The sequence below is a fragment of the Pseudomonas sp. FW305-3-2-15-E-TSA4 genome (assembly GCF_058787295.1).
The window spans coordinates 1-20,948 of record NZ_JBYSZP010000009.1; the positions used below are offsets into that span (position 1 = coordinate 1).

Here is a 20,948-nt window from a genome sequence, read left to right on the forward strand (position 1 = left end):
CTCGCGAAGGCGGTGTGTCAGATACAAAAATACTGACTGACATGACGCCTTCGCGAGCAAGCCCGCTCCCACAATGAGGTTTTACAGACTTTTTAAATGCGGAACTGGCCCACCAGTTTGCCCAATCGCTGGCCAAGTTCCGCCAGACTGCGCGAAGTCTGCGCGCCCAACTGGGTCTCATCCGCCACGCTGTCCACCGCCACCGCGATCTGATGCACGCTGCGGTTGATCTCTTCGGCCACTGCCGTTTGTTCCTCGGCAGCACTGGCGATCTGCGCGTTCATCGAGTTGATCGTCGCAATCAGGTCAGCCATGGCATCCAGCGACGCCCCGGCCTGATTGGCCTGCGCCGAAGTGCCATCGCCCGCTTCACTGGAACGGCGCATCGCCTCGACCGCCGACTGCGTACCCGCTTGCAGGCGATCGATCATGCCCTGAATTTCCTGGGTGCTGATCTGCGTGCGGCTGGCCAGTGCCCGCACTTCGTCCGCCACCACCGCAAAACCGCGCCCGGCCTCCCCGGCACGCGCCGCTTCAATCGCCGCGTTGAGCGCCAGCAGGTTGGTCTGCTCGGCAATCGAACGGATCACCCCGAGCACGCCGACAATCGACGACACGTCCTGCTGCAGGCTGTCGAGCGACACGCCGCTGCTGCGAATGTCATCCACCAGCGCATGAATCTGTTTGATGCTGCCGGCCACCACGCGTTTGGCGCTCTGGCCTTCTTCATCGGTCTGCTGCGCGGCGACCGCAGCGTTCTGCGCGCTCTTGGCAACTTCCTGAGCAGCGGCGGACATCTGGTTGATCGCCGTGGCGACCTGATCGGTCTCGTGGCGCTGACGCTCCATGGCCTGATCGGAACGCTGGGCCTGATCCGACACCTGGGTCACCAGGCCGGTGAGTTGCGTGGTCATCTCGGTGATCTGCCGCACCAGACCGTGGATCTTGTCGACGAAGCGGTTGAACGAGCCGGCCAGTTCGCCGAGTTCGTCCTGGCTGGTGATGTTCAACCGGCGCGTGAGATCGCCCTCGCCCGCCGCGATGTCGTCGAGGTTGGCTTTCATCAGGTTCAACGGCCGCAGAATGGTGTTGGCCAGCAGCATCCCCGCGATAGCGATCACCAGCAGCACCAGCACCGCCACGCCGACGATACTGAGGATCACGCCTTGCATGCGCTCCTGAACTTGCGCCTCGACCATTGCCACTTGCGCTTCAATGCCGTCTAGGTTGACCGAGGTACCGACCGCCATGTCCCACTTCGCCAGGTACTCGGTGTAGCCGAGTTTCGGCACCAGCACGCTGGCATTGCCAGGCAGCGGTGAGCTGTATTGCAGATAGTGGGTGCCGTCCTTCGCCACTTTCACCAGGCCGAGGTTGACGTAGACGCCGTTCGGGTCGCGGTTGTCCTTGAAGCTTTTGCCCACGCCTTCGGGGTCGTTGGCCTTGAACAGGCGCACGGTCTCGGAGTCGTAGCCGAAGAAGTAGCCGTCCTTGCCGTAGCGGATACCTGACAGCAGCTTGATCGCCTGCGCCCGCGCCGCGTTGTCACCGGGGGCGGCTGCGTCGTAAAGCGGCTTGATCGTGGTCATGGCCACGGCGACGTAACTTTGCAGCGTGGCCTTGGCGTCGGCGAGCAAGCGCTCGCGGGTCTGCTCGACCTCGGTGTGCGCCTGTTGCTGGAGAATGAACAGCGTGGTCAGGCTGATGACCAGCGCAAAGAGCAGCACCGGCAGGACGGCAAGGGACAGGACTTTGGCCTTGAGACTCAAGCGCATTGGGGGGCTCACTCTTTTGGTTTTATTGGCGTGGTTAAAGGCGTTAACGGCACGCAAAAGCAAAAGTTGAGTCTGCAGACACTGTATCTCCCTGTGGGAGCGAGCCTGCTCGCGAAGGCGTCGTGTCAGCCAGCCTGTTTTTAGCTGACACACCGCTTTCGCGAGCAGGCTCGCTCCCACAGGTGATTGGCGGGTTTAGAGAACCATCGCCGCCACCCAGCCGAACGCCAGCAACGGCAGGTTGTAGTGCAGGAAGGTCGGGACCACAGTGTCCCAGATGTGGTGATGCTGGCCATCGACGTTCAGACCCGAGGTCGGGCCCAGCGTCGAGTCCGAGGCCGGCGAGCCGGTATCGCCCAATGCACCGGCAGTGCCGACGATGCACACGATCGCCATCGGGCTGAAGCCCAGTTGCACGCACAGCGGCACGAAAATCGCTGCCAGAATCGGCACCGTGGAGAACGACGAGCCGATACCGATGGTCACCATCAGGCCCACCAGCAGCATCAACAGCGCGCCGATCGCCTGACTGTGATCGATCCACGCTGCCGCGCTTTCGACCAGCGAGCGCACTTCGCCGGTAGCCTTGAGCACTTCGGCGAAACCCGAGGCGGAGATCATGATGAAGCCGATCATCGCCATCATCTTCATGCCTTCGGTGAACAGGTCGTCGGTCTCACGCCACTTGACGATGCCCGAAGCCGAGAAGATCAGGAACCCGGCCAGTGCGCCGATAATCATCGAGTCCAGCAGCAACTGAATGATGAACGCGGCGGCAATCGCCAGACCGGCAATGCCAATGGTCTTCGGGTTGTAGGCGACGCTGACTTGCTCGACTTGTTCGATCTTCCGCAGATCGTAAACGCGTTTCTTGCGATAGCTGAAAAACACCGCCAGCAACAGGCCGAAGACCATACCCAGGGCCGGAATCGCCATGGCGTGCATGACGTTGATCTGGCTGATATCGACCCCGGCCTTGCTGACGTTGGCCAGCAGGATCTGGTTGAGGAAGATGTTGCCGAAACCCACCGGGAACACCATGTACGGGGTGATCAGGCCGAAGGTCATGACGCAGGCAATCAACCGGCGATCCAGCTGCAACTTGGTCAGTACATAAAGCAGCGGCGGCACCAGCAGCGGGATGAACGCAATGTGGATCGGCAAGATGTTCTGCGAGGCAATAGCCACCACCCACAGCAGGCCGATCAGCAGCCACTTGACGCTGCCGCCGCCGGTCGAATGCTGACGATCGACCATCGCCAGGGCCTTGTCGGCCAGCGCATGGGCCAGGCCGGACTTGGCAATCGCCACGGCGAAAGCGCCGAGCAATGCGTAGGACAACGCCACCGTCGCCCCGCCACCCAGGCCGCTGTTGAACGCTTTGAGCGTGGCGTCGATGCCCAGACCACCGGTCAGGCCACCGACCAGCGCACCGACGATCAGGGCAATCACCACGTGCACGCGGGACAGGCTGAGGATCAGCATGATGCCGACCGCAGCAATCACTGCATTCATTTCACTACCTCAAAAACACAGCGATGAAATATCACCGCCAGACAGGATGAGTCCGCCAACGGTTAACCGGCGGATTTGCAAAGAGGGTCTTATTAGAAGGGCGCGCACTGTGCCGCAGAGTGGCGGCGGTGTCAAAGCGAGCGGCTGAACTGAAATGTAACTGGCAATGCAGAACCCTGCGGTAAGGAGATCAATGTAACGGGCAATGGAGAACCCTGTGGCGAGGGGATTTATCCCCGATCGGCTGCGCAGCAGTCGCCAAACCTGACTATGCAATTTCTCTGAACGATTGTGAGGGCGGCTTCGCCCCCCATCGGGGATAAATCCCCTCACCACAGGTATCTGATCGCCAGCATGCGGCAATTGGTCATATTGTGTTTGAACGATAAAGAAAGCTGAAACGCGGCCGTTACAGTGCAAAGTCTCAGATATTTATCGAATAAGGACGTCTCCATGTCGCTCAGACAACTTTCCATTCAATGGAAAATCACCCTGCTCGCCGGCCTGTGCCTGGCGGGCATCGTGACCCTGCTGGTGGGTCTTTCGCTGTATCGCATGGAGCACAGCTCCGAGCTGGTGAAGGCTTCGAGCATGGAGATGCTGACCGAGTCGGCCCAGGCGCGCATTGAGTCGCAGGGTGAGGTGCAGGCTGCCGGGATTCGCCAGCAGTTCATGGACGCCTATCAATATGGCCACGGCTTCTCGCGGCAGGTGCTGTTCCTGCGCGAACAGGCCGAGAAGCGCTTCCTCGATGCCTTCGACCTGCGCGAAGACATGACCCGTCAGGTCAAGTCCGCGCTGCAAGCCAACCCGGATCTGCTCGGTCTGTCGCTGGTGTTCGAAGCCAACGCCTTGGATGGCAAGGATGAACTGTTCGCCGGTCAGGCCGAACTGGGCAGCAACGACAAGGGCCGCTTCGCCCTGTACTGGTCGCAGCCGACTCCCGGCAAAGTCACCTCGATGGCCCTGCCGGAAAGCGACATGGCCGACACCAGCACCGGCCCCAGCGGTCAGGCGGCCAACGCCTGGTTCACCTGCCCGCGCACCACGCTCAAACCGTGCGTGATCGAACCGTACTTCTATGTGATCGACGGCCAGAACGTGCTGATGACCAGCATCGTCTTCCCGCTGATGGTCAACGGTAAAGTCATCGCCTCGCTGTCGGTGGACATCAACCTCAACAGCCTGCAAGCGATCAGCCAGGGCGCGAGCAAAAAACTCTACGACGGCCAGACCGCCGTGAGCATCATCAGCCCCACCGGCCTGCTCGCCGGTTACAGCCCGGATGCGAGCAAACTGAGCAAGCGCCTGGATGCCGTGGACACCGTCAGCGGCGCCGAACTGCTGCGTCAGCTCGCGGCCAGCAGCAGCGTCAGCAGCCTGCACAGCAACGGCCAGTTGAAAGTGCTGTCGCCGTTCCAGCCGATCCCCGGCGGCCCTTCGTGGGCCGTGTTGCTCGACGTGCCGGAAAAGGTCCTGGTCAGCCGCGCCGAAGCGCTCAAGCAGCAACTGGATGCGAGCAACAACTCCGGCACCCTGATCGAGCTGAGCCTCGGCGTGCTGGCGGCACTGGTCGGCCTGCTGCTGGTGTGGCTGATGGCGCGCAGCGTGACCAAACCGATCCTCGGCGTGGCCCACATGCTCGAAGACATTGCCAGCGGCGAAGGTGATCTGACCCGCCGTCTGGCGTATGACAAGAAAGATGAACTCGGTCAACTGGCCGGCTGGTTCAACAAGTTCCTCGACAAGTTGCAGCCGATCATCGCCGAAGTGAAACGCTCGGTGCAGGACGCGCGCAACACCGCCGACCAGTCTTCGGCGATCGCCACCCAGACCAGCGCCGGCATGGAGCAGCAATACCGTCAGGTCGATCAGGTCGCCACCGCCTCCCACGAAATGAGCGCCACCGCGCAGGACGTCGCACGCAGCGCCGCGCAAGCCGCCGAAGCGGCCAAGGACGCCGACCGCGCCACCCGCCAGGGCCTGACCGTGATCGACCGCACTACCGCGAGTATCGACACCCTCGCCGCCGACATGAGCGCGGCGATGGTTCAGGTCGAAGGCTTGGCTGCCAACAGCGAGAAGATCGGCACCGTGCTGGAAACCATCCGCGCCATCGCCGAACAGACCAACCTGTTGGCGCTCAACGCGGCGATCGAAGCAGCGCGTGCCGGTGAAGCCGGGCGTGGTTTTGCCGTGGTCGCCGACGAAGTGCGCAACCTTGCCCGCCGCACGCAGGAGTCGGTGGAAGAAACCCGTCAGGTCATCGAGCAATTGCAGACCGGTACCCAGGATGTGGTGGGGTCGATGGGCAACAGCCATCGTCAGGCGCAGGGCAGTGTCGAACAGGTCGGGCAAGCGGTGACCGCACTGCGCCAGATCGGCGATGCAGTGACGGTGATCAGCGACATGAACCTGCAGATCGCCAGCGCGGCGGAAGAACAGAGCGCAGTGGCCGAGGAGATCAACAACAACGTCGCGACCATTCGTGACGTGACCGAATCGCTGTCCGGACAGGCCAATGAGTCGGCGCGGGTGAGCCAGTCGCTGAACAGCCTGGCGAATCAACAGCAGAGTCTGATGGATCAGTTCCGGGTCTGACAGCCCATTGCCAAACCCAATGTGGGAGCGAGCCTGCTCGCGAAAGCGGTATGTCAGTCAGCGATGATGTGTCTGATCCAGCGCATTCGCGAGCAGGCTCGCTCCCACAGGGGATTGGTGGTGTTGGGGAGATCAGCGTTTAGGCAACTCGATCACCACCTTCAGCCCGCCCCACTCACTCTCGCCCAATACCAGCAACCCGCCCCACGTCTCGACAATATCGCGCACAATCCCCAGCCCCAGACCATGCCCGTCGGTCTGCTCATCGAGCCGCGTGCCACGGCTGAACACCTGAGTGCGTTGCTCTTCAGGAATTCCCGGCCCGTCATCTTCAATGCTCAGGGCGTAGCCGTCAGTACGTTCGATCACACTCAGACGCACCTCGGCGTCCGCCCATTTGCAGGCGTTGTCCAGCAGGTTGCCGAGCAGCTCCAGCAAGTCCTCGCGATCCCACGGTAATTGCAGCCCCGGCGGCGCGACATAGCTCAGCGCCAGATGCTCGCCGTGGATCATGTTCAGCGTTGCCAGCAATCCCGGCAGTTCCGCATCACAATCAAACAGCGCACCGGGCAGAGCATCACCTGACAACCGCGCGCGATTAAGCTCGCGATTGAGCCGCTGTTGCACCTGCTCCAACTGTTCCTTGAGGATCTTGCGCAGCTCCGGGTGGGCATCGAGTTTTTCGCTCGACGCCAGACTCAAAAGCACCGCCAACGGCGTTTTCAGCGCATGCCCCAGATTGCCCAGCGCATTGCGTGAACGCTTGAGGCTGTCCTCTGTGTGCGCGAGCAAATGGTTGATCTGCGCCACCAGCGGCTCCAGCTCCACCGGCACCTGATCGTCCAGTTGCGAGCGCTGGCCCTGTTGCAACTGGGCGATCTGCTCGCGAGCGCGTTCCAGCGGCTTCAACGCGCGGCGCACCGTCAGCCGTTGCAGCAGCAGAATCAGCAGCAAACCGGCCAGGCCCAGCCCGAGGCCGATCTGGCGCATGCGCTGGAAACTCTCGCGCACCGGGGTGTAATCCTGGGCGACGCTGATCGAGATCGACTGCCCCAGACGTCGATAGTCCGAGCGCAATACCAGCAACTGCTGACCGTCCGGCCCCAGTTGCAGGTTGCTGTGCAAACCCGGGTGCTCCAGCAGCGGCAGATCCTGATCCCACAGCGAACGCGAGCGCCAGTGGCTGTCGGCAAAATCGATGCGGAAGTAATGCCCGGAAAACGGTCGCTGATAGGCCGGCGACAGATGCCGCTCATCCAGTTGCAAACCTTGCGGGCCACGCACCAGCGCGACCAGCAGGCTTTCGCTGTCGTTGCGCAGACCGGCCTCGAGATAACGCTGCAACCCGACTTCGAACAACCACAGACTGGTTTGCGCCAACACCAGGCCGACGATCACCATCACGCTGATCAACCCCAGGCTCAAGCGGCGCTGGATCGACCTCACGAAGCTTGCCCGCCGAACAGGTAACCCTGGCCGCGACGGGTTTCGATCACCGCTTTACCCAGCTTGCGCCGCAGGTGGTTGACGTGAACTTCGAGGACGTTGGAATCGCGCTCGGTTTCGCCGTCGTAGAGGTGCTCGGCGAGGTGGGTTTTCGACAGGATCTGTTCCGGGTGCAGCATGAAATAACGCAGCAGACGGAATTCGGCGGCAGTCAGCTGAATCTCGCTGCCGTCGCGGATCACGCACTGGCGACCTTCATCCAGATGCAGGCCGGCCGCTTTCAGCGTCGGCTGATTGGCCTGGCCCTTGGAGCGACGCAGCAACGACTGCACCCGCAAATGCAGCTCTTCGGGATGAAACGGTTTGGTCAGGTAATCATCAGCGCCGGCCTTCAGGCCTTCGATGCGCTCGGCCCAGGAATCGCGGGCGGTGAGGATCAGCACCGGGGTCGACAGGCCACCGGCACGCCATTGCGCCAGCACCTCCAGCCCGGGAACGCCGGGCAGACCGAGGTCGAGAATGATCAGGTCATAGGGCTCGCTGCTGCCCTGATAGACCGCATCGCGTCCGTCCGCCAGCCAGTCCACCGCGTAGCCTTGGCGCTGCAGGCCGGCGATCAGTTCGTCGGCGAGCGGCACGTGGTCTTCCACCAGAAGCAAACGCATCGGTCAATCTTCCTTGTCTTTGAGTAATTGGCCGGTATCGGCTTTCAGATGCAGCTCGCGCGCCACGCCCTCGACCGTCAGCAGCTCGACTTCATAAACATAGACGTCGTGCTTTTCCTCCAGCTCGACCTCCAGCAGTTTGGCCCCCGGATAGCGATCCAGCGCCTGTTGCAGCACCTGCTCCAGCGGCAGGATCACGCCCTGCTGACGCAGCTTCAGCGCTTCGTCCTGATCGAGGTCGCGGGCCATCGCCGCCGAGCAAACAATCACAAGCGCCAACGCCGTGCGGCTGGTGGCGCGAACATTAACCTTCATTACGTATCCTGATGATCCTTGAGAACCTGCCCAGTGACCGCGTCTAATTCCAGATCCCACTCCAGCCCTTGCGGATCACGCATTTCGACCTGGTAGACGTACTTGCCGTACTCCTCTTCCAGCTCGGTTTCGGTGATGGTCGAGCCCGGGTGTCTGGCCAGCGCCGTGGCGTTGAGCTTCTCGAAGGAGACGATAGTACCAGCGTCGCGCAGGCGCAGGGCTTCATCGGGGCCAAGATCGCGGGCGTGGGCGAGGCTGGCGGTCAGGCCGATGATCGAGGCAATGGACAGGGCAGTCAGGGTTTTCATGGGTGTCTCCGTGTTTTTATGTGCAGCTACGGTCGGCACCATAGCGGTGCGAACTTAACTGAAACTGAATTGCCATCATTGCCCCTGACACCAACCACATTTGCAGATTCATGCAAAACCCTGTGGGAGCGGGCTTGCTCGCGAAGGCGGCAGGTCAGCAATAATGATGGCGACTGACACACCGCTTTCGCGAGCAAGCCCGCTCCCACAGGGTCAAGTAGTGCGCCTATAATCCAAAGCTTGCTAACGATCGAGACCGGTATGACTGCCATCCACATCAAGTTCCCTGCCCTTACCCTCAAGGCCGGCCCACGGGCCATGGCGCGCATTCGTGCCCAAGGCCTGAACGCCGCTGACGTCGGCACCCTGCCCGGTGCGGCTGGTGGGCCGAAGGCATTGGGGATTCAAGGGCTGGACCTGGCGTTGTTCGGTGAGTGGCTGCCGAGCGCGCCGCGTGAGCGCTCGCTTATCGGTGCTTCAGTCGGCTCCTGGCGCTTCGCCAGCGCCTGCCTGCCGGACGCCGCTGAAGGCATCCGCCGCCTCGGTCAGTTGTACGCCGAGCAGAATTTCAACAAAGGCGTGACCATGGCCGAGATCAGCCAGAGCTCGCAGCGCATGCTCAATGACCTGCTCGACGGCCGCGACGCCAGCATCCTCAACAACGCCGACTACCGCCTGAACATCATGGTGGTGAAAAGCCACGGACGCCTGGCCGACGATCATCGTGGCCGCCTCGGTCTGGCGCTGGGTTCGGTGATCGCCGATAACCTGCGCGGTCGCGCGCGGCTGTCGCGGCACTTCGAACGCCTGATCATTCACGACCCGCGCCTCGCCCCGCCGTTGAATGCGCTGAATGACTTTCCGTCGCGCTTCGTCGCCCTCGACGCCGGCAATCTGCGCCAGGCGCTGCTGGCCTCGGGATCGATCCCGATGGTCATGGAAGGCGTGCGCGACCTGCCGGGCGCCGGTGCCGGCACGTTCCGCGACGGCGGCCTGCTCGACTATCACCTCGACCTGCCCTACAGCGGCGACGGCATCGTGCTCTATCCGCACTTCACCGACCGGGTGATTCCGGGCTGGTTCGACAAGACCCTGCCGTGGCGCCGCGCCTCGGTGGAGCGCTTGCAGGACGTGTTGTTGCTGGCACCGTCGAAGGAATATCTGGCGCGCCTGCCCTACGGCAAACTGCCGGATCGTAACGACTTCAAGCGCTTCATGGGCGATGCGCCGAGCCGCCAAAAGTATTGGCACGCGGCGATGGACGAAAGCCGCCGTCTCGGCGACGAGTTTCTTGAACTGACCGCCAACGGTCGCCTCGCCGAACGCTTGCTGACCCTTTAGTCAGTGTTTTCCCGCATCGCCAAACACAAGCTGGTAAACTCGCCGCCTGCCCGAATCGCTGCGGCGAACGCCACCTGAACAGAGCCGAAAATACTGTGGAAATCTTCAAGGAATTTACTTTCGAATCCGCCCACCGCCTGCCGCACGTCCCGGACGGCCACAAGTGCGGACGCCTGCACGGTCACTCGTTCAAGGTGGCGCTGCACCTGAGCGGCGACCTCGATCCGCACACCGGCTGGATCCGTGATTTCTCCGAGATCAAGGCGATTTTCAAGCCGCTGTACGAGCGTCTGGATCACAACTACCTGAATGACATTCCTGGCCTGGAAAACCCGACCAGCGAAGTCCTGGCCAAATTCATCTGGAATGAAATGAAGCCGCTGCTGCCGGAACTCAGCGCGATCCGCATTCACGAGACCTGCACCAGCGGTTGCATCTATCGCGGTGAATGATCCAACACAAATCCCCCTGTAGGAGCTGCCGCAGGCTGCGATCTTTTGATCTTGTTTTTAAAGATCAAGGTCAAAAGATCGCAGCCTTCGGCAGCTCCTACACAGGGATCGGTGTTTGTCAGGAAAATAGAGAACAGCCTTCACGGCTGTTTTTTTATGCCTATGCTTTTTGGCTCAACCCCGCCAAGAGGACAGGCCGATGACAGACTGGCTGCTGGATCAGGTCTTCGATTTCAATGGGCATCCGGTGCGCCACGCCGTGCGCGGTGACGGCCCGCCGCTGGTGTTCGTGCATGGCACACCGTTTTCATCGTATGTGTGGCACCGCATCGCGCCGCATTTCTTTGCCAGTCACCGGGTGCATTATTTCGACCTGCTGGGCTACGGACGCTCCGCACAACCGGATGCCGATGTTTCCCTCGGGGTGCAGAATCAACTGCTTGCGCAGTTGCTCGATCACTGGAACATCCAGCGCCCGGACGTGGTCGCCCATGACTTCGGCGGCGCCACCGCGTTGCGCACGCATTTGCTCAATGGCAAGGACTACCGCAGCCTGACGCTGATCGATCCGGTGGCGCTGACGCCATGGGGTTCGCCATTCGTGCAGCATGTGCGCCAGCATGAAGCGGCGTTCAGCGGCCTGCCCGATTACATCCAGCGCGCGATCGTCCCGACTTACATTCGCGGGGCGATTCACCGCGACATCCCCGATGCAGAACTGGCGCCCTACGTGCAACCGTGGCTCGGCGATCCCGGGCAAGCGGCGTTCTATCGGCAGATCGCGCAGATGGACGAACGCTACACCCGCGAGGCCGAACCGCTGTACCCGAGCATCCGCTGCCCGGTACAGATTCTCTGGGGTGAAGAGGATCAATGGATTCCCATCGAACGTGGTCAAGCGTTACACAAGATGATCCCCGGTTCGCAATTTCACCCAATCGCCAACGCCGGCCACCTGGTCCAGGAGGACGCCCCGGAAGCGATCGTCGCCGCCCTGCTCAGATTCCTCTGACTCAACACCCATCCCTTGTGGGAGCGAGCCTGCTCGCGAAAGCGGAATATCAGCCATTGCAAATGTCGCCTGACACGCCGCCTTCGCGAGCAGGCTCGCTCCCACATTGGGCTCGGGTGCATTCAGTTGCACCGCTTTCGCGCCAATCCATGCGTCTCGTCTATACATAACCCGCGCCAACCGGATTTGGCACGACCACTGCAATCTGCTTCGCGTCCCCCCCTCTTCAGCAAGGAACGCCCCATGACGCAGAACGATCCCGGCAACGATTACCCCCTCAGCGAAGTCCCGATGCACGCGCGAAAAGGTCTGGCCTCGACCGCCATGGTGTTACTGGGATTCACATTTTTCACCGCAACCATGTTCGCCGGCGGCAAGCTCGGCGTGGCGTTCAGTTTTGGCGAGATGATGGCGGTGATCATCGTCGGTAACCTGCTGCTCGGTCTGTATGCGGCAGGCCTCGGTTATATCGCCTTCAAGAGCGGGCTTAATTCGGTACTGATGGGGCGCTTCTGTTTTGGTGAAGTCGGCAGCAAGCTCAGCGACCTGATCCTCGGTTTCACCCAGATCGGCTGGTACGCCTGGGGCACTGCGACCGCCGCCGTGGTGCTCGGCAAATACTTCGATCTGGAGCAAGGCGCGGTGCTCGGTTTGATGGTGCTGTTCGGCCTGGTGTTCTGCGCCACGGCGTATGTCGGGTATCGCGGTCTGGAGATTCTGTCGTACATCGCGGTGCCGGCGATGATGTTGCTGCTGATGCTGTCGATGTGGGTCGCGACAGTGAAAGTCGGCGGCCTCGAAGGTTTGCTCAGCGTGGTGCCGACGGGTTCGCTGGACTGGTCGACCGCCATCACCTTGGTGTTCGGCACCTTCGTCAGCGGTGCGACCCAGGCGACCAACTGGACCCGCTTCTCACGCTCGGCACGGGTTGCCGTGTTGGCCAGCCTGATCGGATTTTTCATCGGCAATGGCCTGATGGTGCTGATCGGCGCCTACGGTGCGATCGTCTATCAGCAGCCCGACGTGGTTGAAGTGTTGCTGCTGCAAGGTTTCGCCATGGCTGCGATGGCGATGCTGTTGCTGAATATCTGGAGCACCCAGGACAACACCATCTACAACTTTGCCGTCGCCGGCTGCAACCTGCTGCGCACTGGCCGACGCAAAACCGTGACCCTGGCCGGCGCGGTGATCGGCACCCTGCTCGCCCTGCTGGGCATGTACGACATGCTGGTGCCGTACCTGATTCTGCTGGGCACGGTGATTCCGCCGATTGGCGGGGTGATCATGGCCGACTTTTTCTTCCGCTGGCGCGGGCGCTATCCGCGTCTGGCCGACGCACGGCTACCGGCGTTCAACTGGCCGGGGCTGGGGGCTTACGCGGTCGGCACGCTCGCCGCGTTCCAATCGCCCTGGGTCGCGCCGCTGGTAGGGATTGCCGCCGCCGCGCTAACGTATGTCATCGTCACCGGCCTGCTCGGCGCCCGTCGCGCCAGTGCGCCACTACCAGACCTATAAGAAGGATTCGCCTGATGCACATCATCAACGCCCGACTGCGCAACCAGGACGGTTTGCACGAATTGCACCTGGAAGACGGCCTGATCCGCAGCATCGGCCGCCAGACCGAAGCCCCGACCCTCAACCCCGGCGACCTCGACGCCGGCGGCAATCTGGTGGTGCCGCCCTTCGTCGAGCCGCACATCCACCTCGACGCCACGCTGACCGCTGGCGAGCCGCGCTGGAACATGAGTGGCACGCTGTTCGAGGGCATCGAGTGCTGGGGCGAGCGCAAGGTCACCATCACCGAAGAAGACACCAAAACCCGCGCCAAGAAAACCATCCAGGCGCTGGCCGCCCACGGCATCCAGCACGTGCGCACCCACGTCGACGTCACCGATCCGCAACTCACCGCGCTCAAGGCGATGCTCGAAGTGCGCGAAGAAACCCGGCAGCTGATCGACCTGCAAATCGTTGCGTTCCCGCAAGAGGGCATCGAGTCGTTCCGCAACGGTCGCGAGCTGATGGAGGAAGCGATTCGCATGGGCGCCGATGTGGTCGGCGGCATTCCGCATTTCGAGTACACCCGTGATCAGGGCGTCAGTTCGGTGAAGTTTCTGATGGATCTGGCCGAGCGCACCGGCTGCCTGGTCGATGTGCATTGCGACGAGACCGACGACCCGCACTCGCGCTTTCTTGAGGTGCTCGCCGAAGAGGCGCGCAGCCGCGACATGGGTGCGCGGGTCACCGCCAGCCACACCACGGCAATGGGCTCTTACGACAACGCCTACTGCGCCAAACTGTTCCGCCTGCTCGGGCATTCCGGGATCAGTTTCGTCTCGTGCCCGACCGAAAGCATTCACCTGCAGGGGCGCTTCGACAACTTCCCGAAACGCCGTGGCGTGACGCGCGTGAATGAATTGCTTGAGGCCGGGATGAACGTGTGTTTTGGCCAGGATTCGATCGTCGATCCTTGGTATCCGCTAGGCAACGGCAACATCCTGCGGGTGCTGGAAGCCGGGTTGCACATCTGCCACATGCTCGGTTACCGCAACCTGCAGAACGCGCTGGACCTGGTCACCGACAACAGCGCCAAGGCCATGCACTTGGGCGAGCGTTATGGCCTGGAACAGGGGCGTCCGGCGAACTTGCTGATTCTGTCGGCGGACAGCGACTACGAAGTGATCCGCAGCCAGGGCCTGCCGCTGTATTCGATTCGTGGCGGCAAGGTGCTGATGCAGCGGCAGATGCCGGTGGTGGCGTTCAGCGGCGGACAAATCTGAAACTTTTGTCAGGCTGATGGCCTCATCGCTGGCAAGCCAGCTCCCACAGTATCCAGCAGTGAACGCGTGATTTGTGTTCACCACATAACTCTGTGGGAGCTGGCTTGCCAGCGAAGGCGATTGCCGCTTCAGTCGATCAATCGAGCCGTACCAAACAGCCTGACCCGCACCAATTCGCCCTGCTCTTCTTCGAGCAACACCGGCGCCGTACCGCCCGGCATGACGACGTGCACTTCGCCGCTCGCCACCCAACCCACCGCCCATGCGGCACACGCCACCGCACTGGCACTGGTGCCGGAAGACGCCGTCGGCCCTTCGCCACGCTCGAATACTCGGGCGACGATGCGCTGCGCGGACTCAAGCGCGGCCCATTGCAGATTGATGCCCGCCGGGCATGGCTGGCCGGCGCCGGTCGGCATCGCGTAGGCGATTCGGGTCAGGCCTTCAGCCCAGGGCGATTCGCGCATTTGTGAGTTGCTCGGCAACACGGCAACGTCGGTGAGCAAGGTCACGCAATGCGGATTGCCGATGCGCACGAACTGGCTGTGCTGCCACGCGGGATCGAGCTGCGCCAATGGTTTTACATGGCTCACTTCATGACCATTGAATTCGCGGTTTTCAACATTCCGGGCGGTCACCGCTGAAGGCCCGAAGCCCGGTTGACCGAGGTTCAGCCAGAAGCCGTTCATGCCTTCAACTGTGGCCGTTTTCACCGAAGTTTCCACGGCGTCGCCCTTGTCGTGATGCACTCGCAGCGACGCCCCTTCCGCCGGCATCAACCCCTGTTCCAGCAACGACTGGGAAAAGATCGTCAGACCATTGCCGCTGCGCTCGGCCAAGGTGCCGTCGGTATTGACGATCAGCACGTCGAACGGCGGCACTGCCTGGAACGGGCCAATCAGCAGACCGTCGCTGCGGTGCGATTTACTCCCCGCCGGACGCTGGCCCTCGGGCCAATCGCAGCACAGCGCTATGGCTGCCTGACTCCACGCCTGTCTCGACGCAGCACACTGCGCGGCTCCACTCGGCAGATCGATCCCCGCCTCGCGAAGCCTCTGCGGCGAAACCACCCCGTAAATATTGCCCCGCGCATCGTAGAACTGCGTCATCACCGGCCTCACTCACCTTGTCGAAGCCATCACTGTAAACCGCGATCCCTTGTAGGAGTGAGCCTGCTCGCGATAGCAGTGCATCAGCCGCCATATTGATTAGCTGATACACAGTATTCGCGAGCAGGCTCGCTCCCACATTGGATGACTGGCGCTCACAAATGTCCGTTCTGTGCAAAACCCTGTGGGAGCGAGCCTGCTCGCGAAAGCGGCGTATCAGCCACCAATCTCATCGCCTGAACCACCGCATTCGCGAGCAAGCTCGCTTCCACAGGTTAGGATGTCGGCTGCACCGCCCCCGAGACTTGCGATCGAACCTCGACGCGCTATCACTGTCATTCGGGGACGCGACGTTTTTTGCCAAGGATCGATATGACCAGCCTCAACCCCCAAGAAACCTTCGTCCCCGGACGCCTGCAACAGATGTCGACGCGCATCGCTTTTTTCATCGCTGGCCTCGGCATTGCCGCATGGGCGCCGCTGGTGCCGTACGCCAAGGCCCGCGCCGGACTCGACGAAGGCACGTTGGGCCTGTTGCTGCTGTGCCTGGGAGTCGGCTCGATTCTGGCGATGCCCTTGGCGGGGATTCTCGCCACGCGCTTCGGCTGCCGCAAAGTCGCCACCGGCGGCACCCTGCTGATTTGCGCGGCGCTGCCGTTGCTGGCGACGGTGTCGTCGATACCGGCGCTGATCGCCACGCTGTTCATGTTCGGCGCCGGGTTGGGCACGGTGGATTCGACCGTCAACCTGCAAGCGGTGATCGTCGAACGGGCCAGCGGCAAGCACATGATGTCGGGGTTTCATGGCCTGTTCAGCCTCGGCGGGATTGTCGGCGCGGCCGGTGTCAGCGCCCTGCTCGGTCTCGGGTTGACGCCGCTGGCGGCGATGCTGGTGGTGGTGGCGGTGTTGATCGGTGCGCTGGTCAAAGCGGTGCCGCACATGCTGCCGTACGGCAGTGAAAGCTCGGGCCCGGCATTCGCCATTCCCCACGGCATCGTGCTGTTCATCGGCGGGATGTGTTTCATCGTGTTCCTCACCGAAGGCGCGGCGCTCGACTGGAGCGCGGTGTTCCTCGCACAGGAACGCGGGATCGACACGGCGTATGCGGGCTTGGGTTACGCCGCATTTGCCCTGACCATGACGGCGGGACGCCTGCTGGGTGACAGGATCGTGCGCAGTGTCGGGGCTACGCGGATCATTCTGTTTGGCGGGCTGCTGGCAGCGGCAGGCCTGTTTCTGGCGACCTTCGCCCCGAGCTGGGAAGCCGCGCTGCTGGGGTATGCGCTGGTCGGCGCCGGCTGTTCGAACATCGTGCCGGTGCTGTATACGGCGGTGGGCAAGCAGACGGTGATGCCGGAAAGCATTGCGGTGCCGGCAATCACCACGCTGGGTTACGCAGGGATTCTGGCGGGGCCGGCGGTGATCGGTTTTGTCGCGCATGCCAGCAGTTTGAGTTTTGCGTTTGGCTTGATGGCGGTGTTGTTGGTGGCGGTGGCCATCGGCGGCAAGACCTTGAAAGTCTGAACATTGGCGCGGTACCTGTCAGGTTTGACAGTAGACAAGCCCTGCCCCCAATCATAGGGTTGATTTCCAGCTCAGGAGAAAAGGAAATCCGGCATGAACATTGGAACAGGATCAGTTATCGCGCTAATCACTATTCTCCAGGGATGTGCCTCCGTCAATCGATACGACTGGGGTGAAGGCACTGCCAATTTTGCGCCCGCTGAGCGCCTGGCCAATGCCGGCGGGAACTATGCGCATTGGCAAGCCATTGGCCGTGTTGAAGTTGAAGACGGCATGACCTGCTCCGGCACGCTGATTGACACTCGAGAACCCGGAGCAGTATCGCAACCCGCCTACGTGCTGACCTCCGGACACTGCACACATCCGGAGATAGGCAATAACGAGATCATCGTCAATCAACCTGCAAAGGGTCGGGTGACGTTCAATTATTTTTTCGACACGCAACCGCAAAGCCGTTCCTACACGGTCAGTCGCATTGGCTGGAGCACGCTACGCGGTCAAGACCTCTCTATCATTGAGCTTGAACAGCCTCTGGAACAGTTGATCAGAGGCGGTATCCAGCCGTTGAAACTGGCGCGGACCCCATTGGTCAGCGAAGACGATATTCTGATCACCGGCGCGCCCATGAACGGTTTCATTCAGCGCATGGCCTGCAAACAAGAACACTCGGCGGCGATTATTGAAGGCCCATGGCGTTGGGTCGGACAACTGAGCAACCGTTGTCTCGATGTTGTCAGCGGGCTGTCAGGCTCGCCACTGCTTGCGCGTTACAGCAATGAAATTGTGGGTGTGCTCGGCACCACCACTCGCGGGAGTGACCGCAATCGCTGCGACAAGGGCGCGCCCTGCGAAGTCGTGGGGGGACAGGTCGACAAACGTAGCAACACCAACTACGCCTCCACAACCGATGGGCTGGACGCCTGTTTCGCCAACGGACATTTCAATCCACGTCTGGGCGGTTGCCCGCTGGGGGAGAACTGGTCGTTTCCTGGTTCGTCGCAAAACAGCGATTACATCAAGCTCGAGCGCGACGAACATGGACAAGTCGTGCCCTGGCGATGGCTGCAAACGTTCACCACAACCGCGCCTTACCACCGCTATCGCTTTACGCGCACTCTGGACGAATGTCAGAACCTTGATGGCTATAGCCAAGTGCAAACGGCTGCACCGGACGCCGATATTCAATTGAGTCATGAACTTAAAGACGGCTCAGGCCTGTACTTTCTCTGCCTGATTGGCCAACAGCGGCCTACGGACGTGCCCAAGCAATGGGCCGGAAGAACACCCAGCGTCTACTGGCGCTGGATGATGGACGCGTCCGCACCGCTGAAGCCTGCCTATAAGGTCGAAGCGGTAGGTGGCGACGAATACGACATCAGAGTATTTCCGGTTTCACCGGATCTGGATCCCGCCCGATTTCAATACAAGTACGGCCAGCCAGGGAGCATCAATTGCAATGACGGGCAGGGATTTCAACGCGTATCACCCTCCACAGGCGTGTTCCATGTTTCCATTGCCAATGGCCGAAAGAACGTCTGCCTCAAAGGCGCAGACCTGGCCGGGAATCCCGGGCCGACCATCGAGTTTCTGATCCCTCAATAGCTTCAGGCTTTTTGTGGCTGAACCGTGTGAAACCGATTCAGCCACAACAGCGCCTTAGAAACCTACACTGGCCTGCACGAAGAACGTACGCGGCGCACCGACATACATCCCCGAATTGTTGTCGCTGGAGCGGGTGAAGTACTGCTTGTCGAAGACGTTTTTCACCCCGGCACCCAGTTTCAGATTCGACACTTGCGGCCCGAAGTCATACCCGCCGCGCACGTTCCAGGTCACGTAACCCGGGATGTCGCCGTACTGCCCGTCGGCCGTGCCTTCGGTGATGTAGTTGCCGTTGAAGCTGCCATCGGCGTTGACCCCGGTGCCCGGCGAGCGCTGTTTCGACTGGGCGAAACCGTCGATGTTGTAGGTCCAGCGATTGACGTCGTAACGCAAGCCCACGGTCGCCACCTGCCGCGAATAGAACGGCAGATCACGGCCCTTGAAGCCCGGAATCTCACCTTCGTAAGTCGCACGGGTGTAGGTGAAACCGGCGTTGGCGGTCAGACCGTCGAGACGCGGATCGAGCGCTGCCATGTCGTAGTGCACCGACGCTTCGATGCCCTGGTGCTTGGTCGCGCCGAGGTTGGTCCAGCCGACATCGTTGCTGATGTATTGCAGTTCGTCATCGAAGTCGATGTAGAACAGCGTCACTTCCCCGCCCCACACGTCATCGTTGTAGCGCGTACCGATCTCGTAGGTCTTGGCTTTTTCCGGTTCCAGGCCGTTGGCGGTCTGGTCACCCGAACCGCCCTGGCCAAGCTGGAAATACTGCAGGCTGCCGAACGAGGTTTCGTAGTTGGCGAACAGTTTCCACGCGTCCGACAGGTGATACATCACGCTCAGCGCCGGCAGCGGTTCGTTGCTTTCGATGCTGCGGTTTTTCTCCGGCACGCGTTTGCCTGCAGTGTCGAGCACGGCGCGGTCATGCCAGTCGGTGCTGATGTGTTCGAAGCGAATGCCCGGAGTGATGGTCCAGTTGCCGACGTCGATCTTGTTGTCGACGTACACCGAGTTGGCCTCGGTGCCGCCGGTGCGGTCCTGGAACACATGGCCGTCGGACGTCGGCGTGACCACCGGCTGATTGTTGACCAGCGCCAGACGGCTCGACTGTTCGTGCATCGCCTCTTTCAGGTAGCGATAACCGACGCTGACTTCCTGCGTGGTCGGGCCGACGTCAAACACCCGCGACACACGCGGTTCGACACCGAGGGTGTAGTAGGAACGCGGGTACGAGCTGAGGGTTTTCTGGTCGCGGGCGGCGATGGTGCTGCCGCGAAAGCTGTCGGTGTAATAGGTCAGGATTTCTGCCTGAGTACGCTCGTCGATCTGCCGAATCCACTTGAACGACACGTCTTTGCGCCGACCGCTGAAGTTGTCGTAATCGCGTACCGAATCATACGGTTTGTCGTCGTACTGCTTCTGCGTCAGGCCGCCGGGCATGTCGGCGCTGGCGTCGTAGTAATGAAAGTTGAGGCTGAAATCGTCCTGATCGGTCGGCGCCCAATGGGTCTTGAGCAGCACGTCGTCGATGTCGTTGTCGTTGTTGCGCTCGCGGTAACCGTTGCCGTTGACCCCGGAATACAACAGCGCCACGCCCATGCCGTTGTCGGCAGTGCCGCCGAGGAACGCCGTGTCGATGTGCTTCCAGCCGCCGTAACGGGTGGTCTCCAGGGTGGTGCCGATTTCCCCGGTGGCTTTTTCCGGAATGGCGCGGGTGACGAAGTTGATCACCCCGCCGACGTTTTGCGGGCCGTAACGCACGGAACCGGCACCGCGTACCACGTCGATACTGTCGAGGTTGCCCGAGGAGATCGGCGCCATCGACAGCTGCGGCTGGCCGTACGGCGCGAACGCGGCCGGCACGCCGTCGATCAGCACCGTGGAGCGTGGCGAGAGGCGCGAAGTCAGGCCCCGCACGCCGACGTTCAGCGCGATGTCGCTGCCGCCGGTGCCGTTGGAGTCCTGCACCTGTACGCCCGGCACACGCTTGAGCACATCACTGACGTTCATCGCGCCCTGCTCGACCATGGCTTCGCGGCGGATCACCGTGCGTGCGCCCGGGTGGTTCTGCACCACGGCGGCGTCAGCGTCACCGAGCCAGTCGCCGACCACTTTGATGTCGGTCACGCCCAGTTCCAGCGGGCCATTGCTGGCGGCAGTGGCGGCCGGGGCCAGGGTCACCGAGCCTTCGTTGATCTGATAGTCCAGGCCGCTGCCCTGCAACAATTGGCGCAACGCCTGCTCGGGAGATATGTTGCCATCGACCGCGGGTGCCTGTTTGCCGGCCACCAGTTCCGGGCTGAAAAACACTTGCAGCGAAGTTTGCTGGCCCAGTTCACTCAGGGCCTGGCCCAACGGCTGGGCGCGGATGTGAATGGCTTCAGCGGCGAAGGCCAGCGGCACGGCGGCGTTGACCGCCAACGCCAGGGCCAGCGGTAACCAGGGGGATTTTTTGTTGTTGGTTGAGGTGTTTTTCACGTCGAACGTAGTCCTGTGGAGCGCAAGA

General features: G+C 61.8%; 15 protein-coding genes and 2 pseudogenes. 9 read left to right on the top strand and 8 right to left on the bottom strand.

Translation table 11 applies throughout. The features are described from left to right. Positions 1-92 precede the first annotated feature (92 nt). Positions 93-1,775 carry a methyl-accepting chemotaxis protein CtpM gene (ctpM, locus tag AC3WMV_RS13965; RefSeq protein WP_103369825.1) on the bottom strand — a complete coding sequence of 561 codons (1,683 nt, stop codon included), beginning with the start codon at positions 1,773-1,775 and terminating at the stop codon, positions 93-95. A 195-nt stretch (positions 1,776-1,970) separates the two neighbouring features. Continuing rightward, positions 1,971-3,290: a Na+/H+ antiporter family protein gene (locus AC3WMV_RS13970; protein WP_103369826.1), complete on the bottom strand. Its 1,320-nt coding sequence runs from the start codon at positions 3,288-3,290 to the stop codon at positions 1,971-1,973. Between the two features lie 774 nt (positions 3,291-4,064). On the opposite strand from AC3WMV_RS13970, the pseudogene AC3WMV_RS13975 reads away from it, so the two are divergent. Next, positions 4,065-5,033, top strand: a pseudogene (locus AC3WMV_RS13975) (cache domain-containing protein); the annotation flags it as partial. Positions 5,034-5,297: 264 nt separating this feature from the next. Beyond that, positions 5,298-5,891 (top strand): annotated as a pseudogene (locus tag AC3WMV_RS13980) (methyl-accepting chemotaxis protein); the annotation flags it as partial. A 132-nt stretch (positions 5,892-6,023) separates the two neighbouring features. Here AC3WMV_RS13980 and AC3WMV_RS13985 read toward each other — a convergent pair. Genes AC3WMV_RS13985 through AC3WMV_RS14000 form a run of 4 tightly spaced genes read right to left on the bottom strand, consistent with a single transcriptional unit; the run spans position 6,024 to position 8,625 of the window. Continuing rightward, positions 6,024-7,337, bottom strand: a complete 1,314-nt coding sequence (locus tag AC3WMV_RS13985; protein WP_103370579.1) for a sensor histidine kinase — start codon at positions 7,335-7,337, stop codon at positions 6,024-6,026. Further along, complete coding sequence (locus AC3WMV_RS13990) at positions 7,334-8,002, bottom strand: response regulator transcription factor (protein ID WP_003223514.1); 669 nt, start codon at positions 8,000-8,002, stop codon at positions 7,334-7,336. Before AC3WMV_RS13990 ends, AC3WMV_RS13985 begins: the two co-directional genes overlap by 4 nt. 3 nt (positions 8,003-8,005) lie before the next feature. Then, entirely contained in the window at positions 8,006-8,317 is a 312-nt protein-coding gene (locus AC3WMV_RS13995) for a PepSY domain-containing protein (protein ID WP_027613999.1), read from the bottom strand. Then, positions 8,317-8,625 carry a PepSY domain-containing protein gene (locus tag AC3WMV_RS14000; RefSeq protein ID WP_027614000.1) on the bottom strand — a complete coding sequence of 103 codons (309 nt, stop codon included), beginning with the start codon at positions 8,623-8,625 and terminating at the stop codon, positions 8,317-8,319. The genes AC3WMV_RS13995 and AC3WMV_RS14000 overlap by 1 nt, the downstream gene beginning before the upstream one ends. A gap of 261 nt (positions 8,626-8,886) precedes the next feature. Here AC3WMV_RS14000 and AC3WMV_RS14005 point away from each other — a divergent pair, with 261 nt between their 5' ends. The 5 genes from AC3WMV_RS14005 to codA all read left to right on the top strand — a co-directional run bounded on the left by AC3WMV_RS14005 (position 8,887) and on the right by codA (position 14,207). Continuing rightward, complete coding sequence (locus AC3WMV_RS14005; RefSeq protein WP_103369073.1) at positions 8,887-9,966, top strand: patatin-like phospholipase family protein; 1,080 nt, start codon at positions 8,887-8,889, stop codon at positions 9,964-9,966. Positions 9,967-10,061: 95 nt separating this feature from the next. Then, positions 10,062-10,418, top strand: a complete 357-nt coding sequence (gene queD / locus AC3WMV_RS14010; protein WP_007915588.1) for a 6-carboxytetrahydropterin synthase QueD — start codon at positions 10,062-10,064, stop codon at positions 10,416-10,418. Positions 10,419-10,617: 199 nt separating this feature from the next. Next, entirely contained in the window at positions 10,618-11,430 is an 813-nt protein-coding gene (locus tag AC3WMV_RS14015; RefSeq protein ID WP_103369072.1) for an alpha/beta fold hydrolase, read from the top strand. Between the two features lie 243 nt (positions 11,431-11,673). Further along, a complete protein-coding gene (gene codB / locus AC3WMV_RS14020; protein ID WP_103369070.1) occupies positions 11,674-12,945 on the top strand; it encodes a cytosine permease in 1,272 nt (423 codons plus the stop codon). A 14-nt stretch (positions 12,946-12,959) separates the two neighbouring features. Beyond that, a complete protein-coding gene (gene codA / locus AC3WMV_RS14025; RefSeq protein ID WP_103369069.1) occupies positions 12,960-14,207 on the top strand; it encodes a cytosine deaminase in 1,248 nt (415 codons plus the stop codon). Between the two features lie 128 nt (positions 14,208-14,335). On the opposite strand, the gene AC3WMV_RS14030 is transcribed toward codA, so the two are convergent. Then, complete coding sequence (locus tag AC3WMV_RS14030) at positions 14,336-15,316, bottom strand: diaminopimelate epimerase (RefSeq protein WP_103369068.1); 981 nt, start codon at positions 15,314-15,316, stop codon at positions 14,336-14,338. A 372-nt stretch (positions 15,317-15,688) separates the two neighbouring features. Between AC3WMV_RS14030 and AC3WMV_RS14035 the strand changes: the two genes are divergently transcribed. Further along, positions 15,689-16,840, top strand: coding sequence for an MFS transporter (locus AC3WMV_RS14035; protein WP_103369067.1), 1,152 nt, complete (start codon positions 15,689-15,691; stop codon positions 16,838-16,840). Between the two features lie 93 nt (positions 16,841-16,933). Further along, positions 16,934-18,442, top strand: coding sequence for a trypsin-like serine peptidase (locus tag AC3WMV_RS14040; RefSeq protein ID WP_103369066.1), 1,509 nt, complete (start codon positions 16,934-16,936; stop codon positions 18,440-18,442). 54 nt (positions 18,443-18,496) lie between these two features. Here AC3WMV_RS14040 and AC3WMV_RS14045 read toward each other — a convergent pair whose 3' ends face one another. Next, positions 18,497-20,920 (bottom strand): TonB-dependent siderophore receptor, encoded by a 2,424-nt coding sequence (locus tag AC3WMV_RS14045; RefSeq protein WP_103369065.1) that lies wholly within the window; start codon positions 20,918-20,920, stop codon positions 18,497-18,499. Positions 20,921-20,948 lie beyond the last annotated feature (28 nt).

Coding starts and splice junctions, on each gene's coding strand:
- AC3WMV_RS14015 (WP_103369072.1), top strand. CDS start 10,618: ATGACAGACTGGCTGCTGGATCAGGTCTTCGATTTCAATGGGCATCCG.
- AC3WMV_RS14030 (WP_103369068.1), bottom strand. CDS start 15,316: ATGACGCAGTTCTACGATGCGCGGGGCAATATTTACGGGGTGGTTTCG.
- ctpM (WP_103369825.1), bottom strand. CDS start 1,775: ATGCGCTTGAGTCTCAAGGCCAAAGTCCTGTCCCTTGCCGTCCTGCCG.
- AC3WMV_RS14000 (WP_027614000.1), bottom strand. CDS start 8,625: ATGAAAACCCTGACTGCCCTGTCCATTGCCTCGATCATCGGCCTGACC.
- codB (WP_103369070.1), top strand. CDS start 11,674: ATGACGCAGAACGATCCCGGCAACGATTACCCCCTCAGCGAAGTCCCG.
- AC3WMV_RS13970 (WP_103369826.1), bottom strand. CDS start 3,290: ATGAATGCAGTGATTGCTGCGGTCGGCATCATGCTGATCCTCAGCCTG.
- codA (WP_103369069.1), top strand. CDS start 12,960: ATGCACATCATCAACGCCCGACTGCGCAACCAGGACGGTTTGCACGAA.
- AC3WMV_RS14005 (WP_103369073.1), top strand. CDS start 8,887: ATGACTGCCATCCACATCAAGTTCCCTGCCCTTACCCTCAAGGCCGGC.
- AC3WMV_RS13995 (WP_027613999.1), bottom strand. CDS start 8,317: ATGAAGGTTAATGTTCGCGCCACCAGCCGCACGGCGTTGGCGCTTGTG.
- AC3WMV_RS14040 (WP_103369066.1), top strand. CDS start 16,934: ATGAACATTGGAACAGGATCAGTTATCGCGCTAATCACTATTCTCCAG.
- AC3WMV_RS13990 (WP_003223514.1), bottom strand. CDS start 8,002: ATGCGTTTGCTTCTGGTGGAAGACCACGTGCCGCTCGCCGACGAACTG.
- AC3WMV_RS14035 (WP_103369067.1), top strand. CDS start 15,689: ATGACCAGCCTCAACCCCCAAGAAACCTTCGTCCCCGGACGCCTGCAA.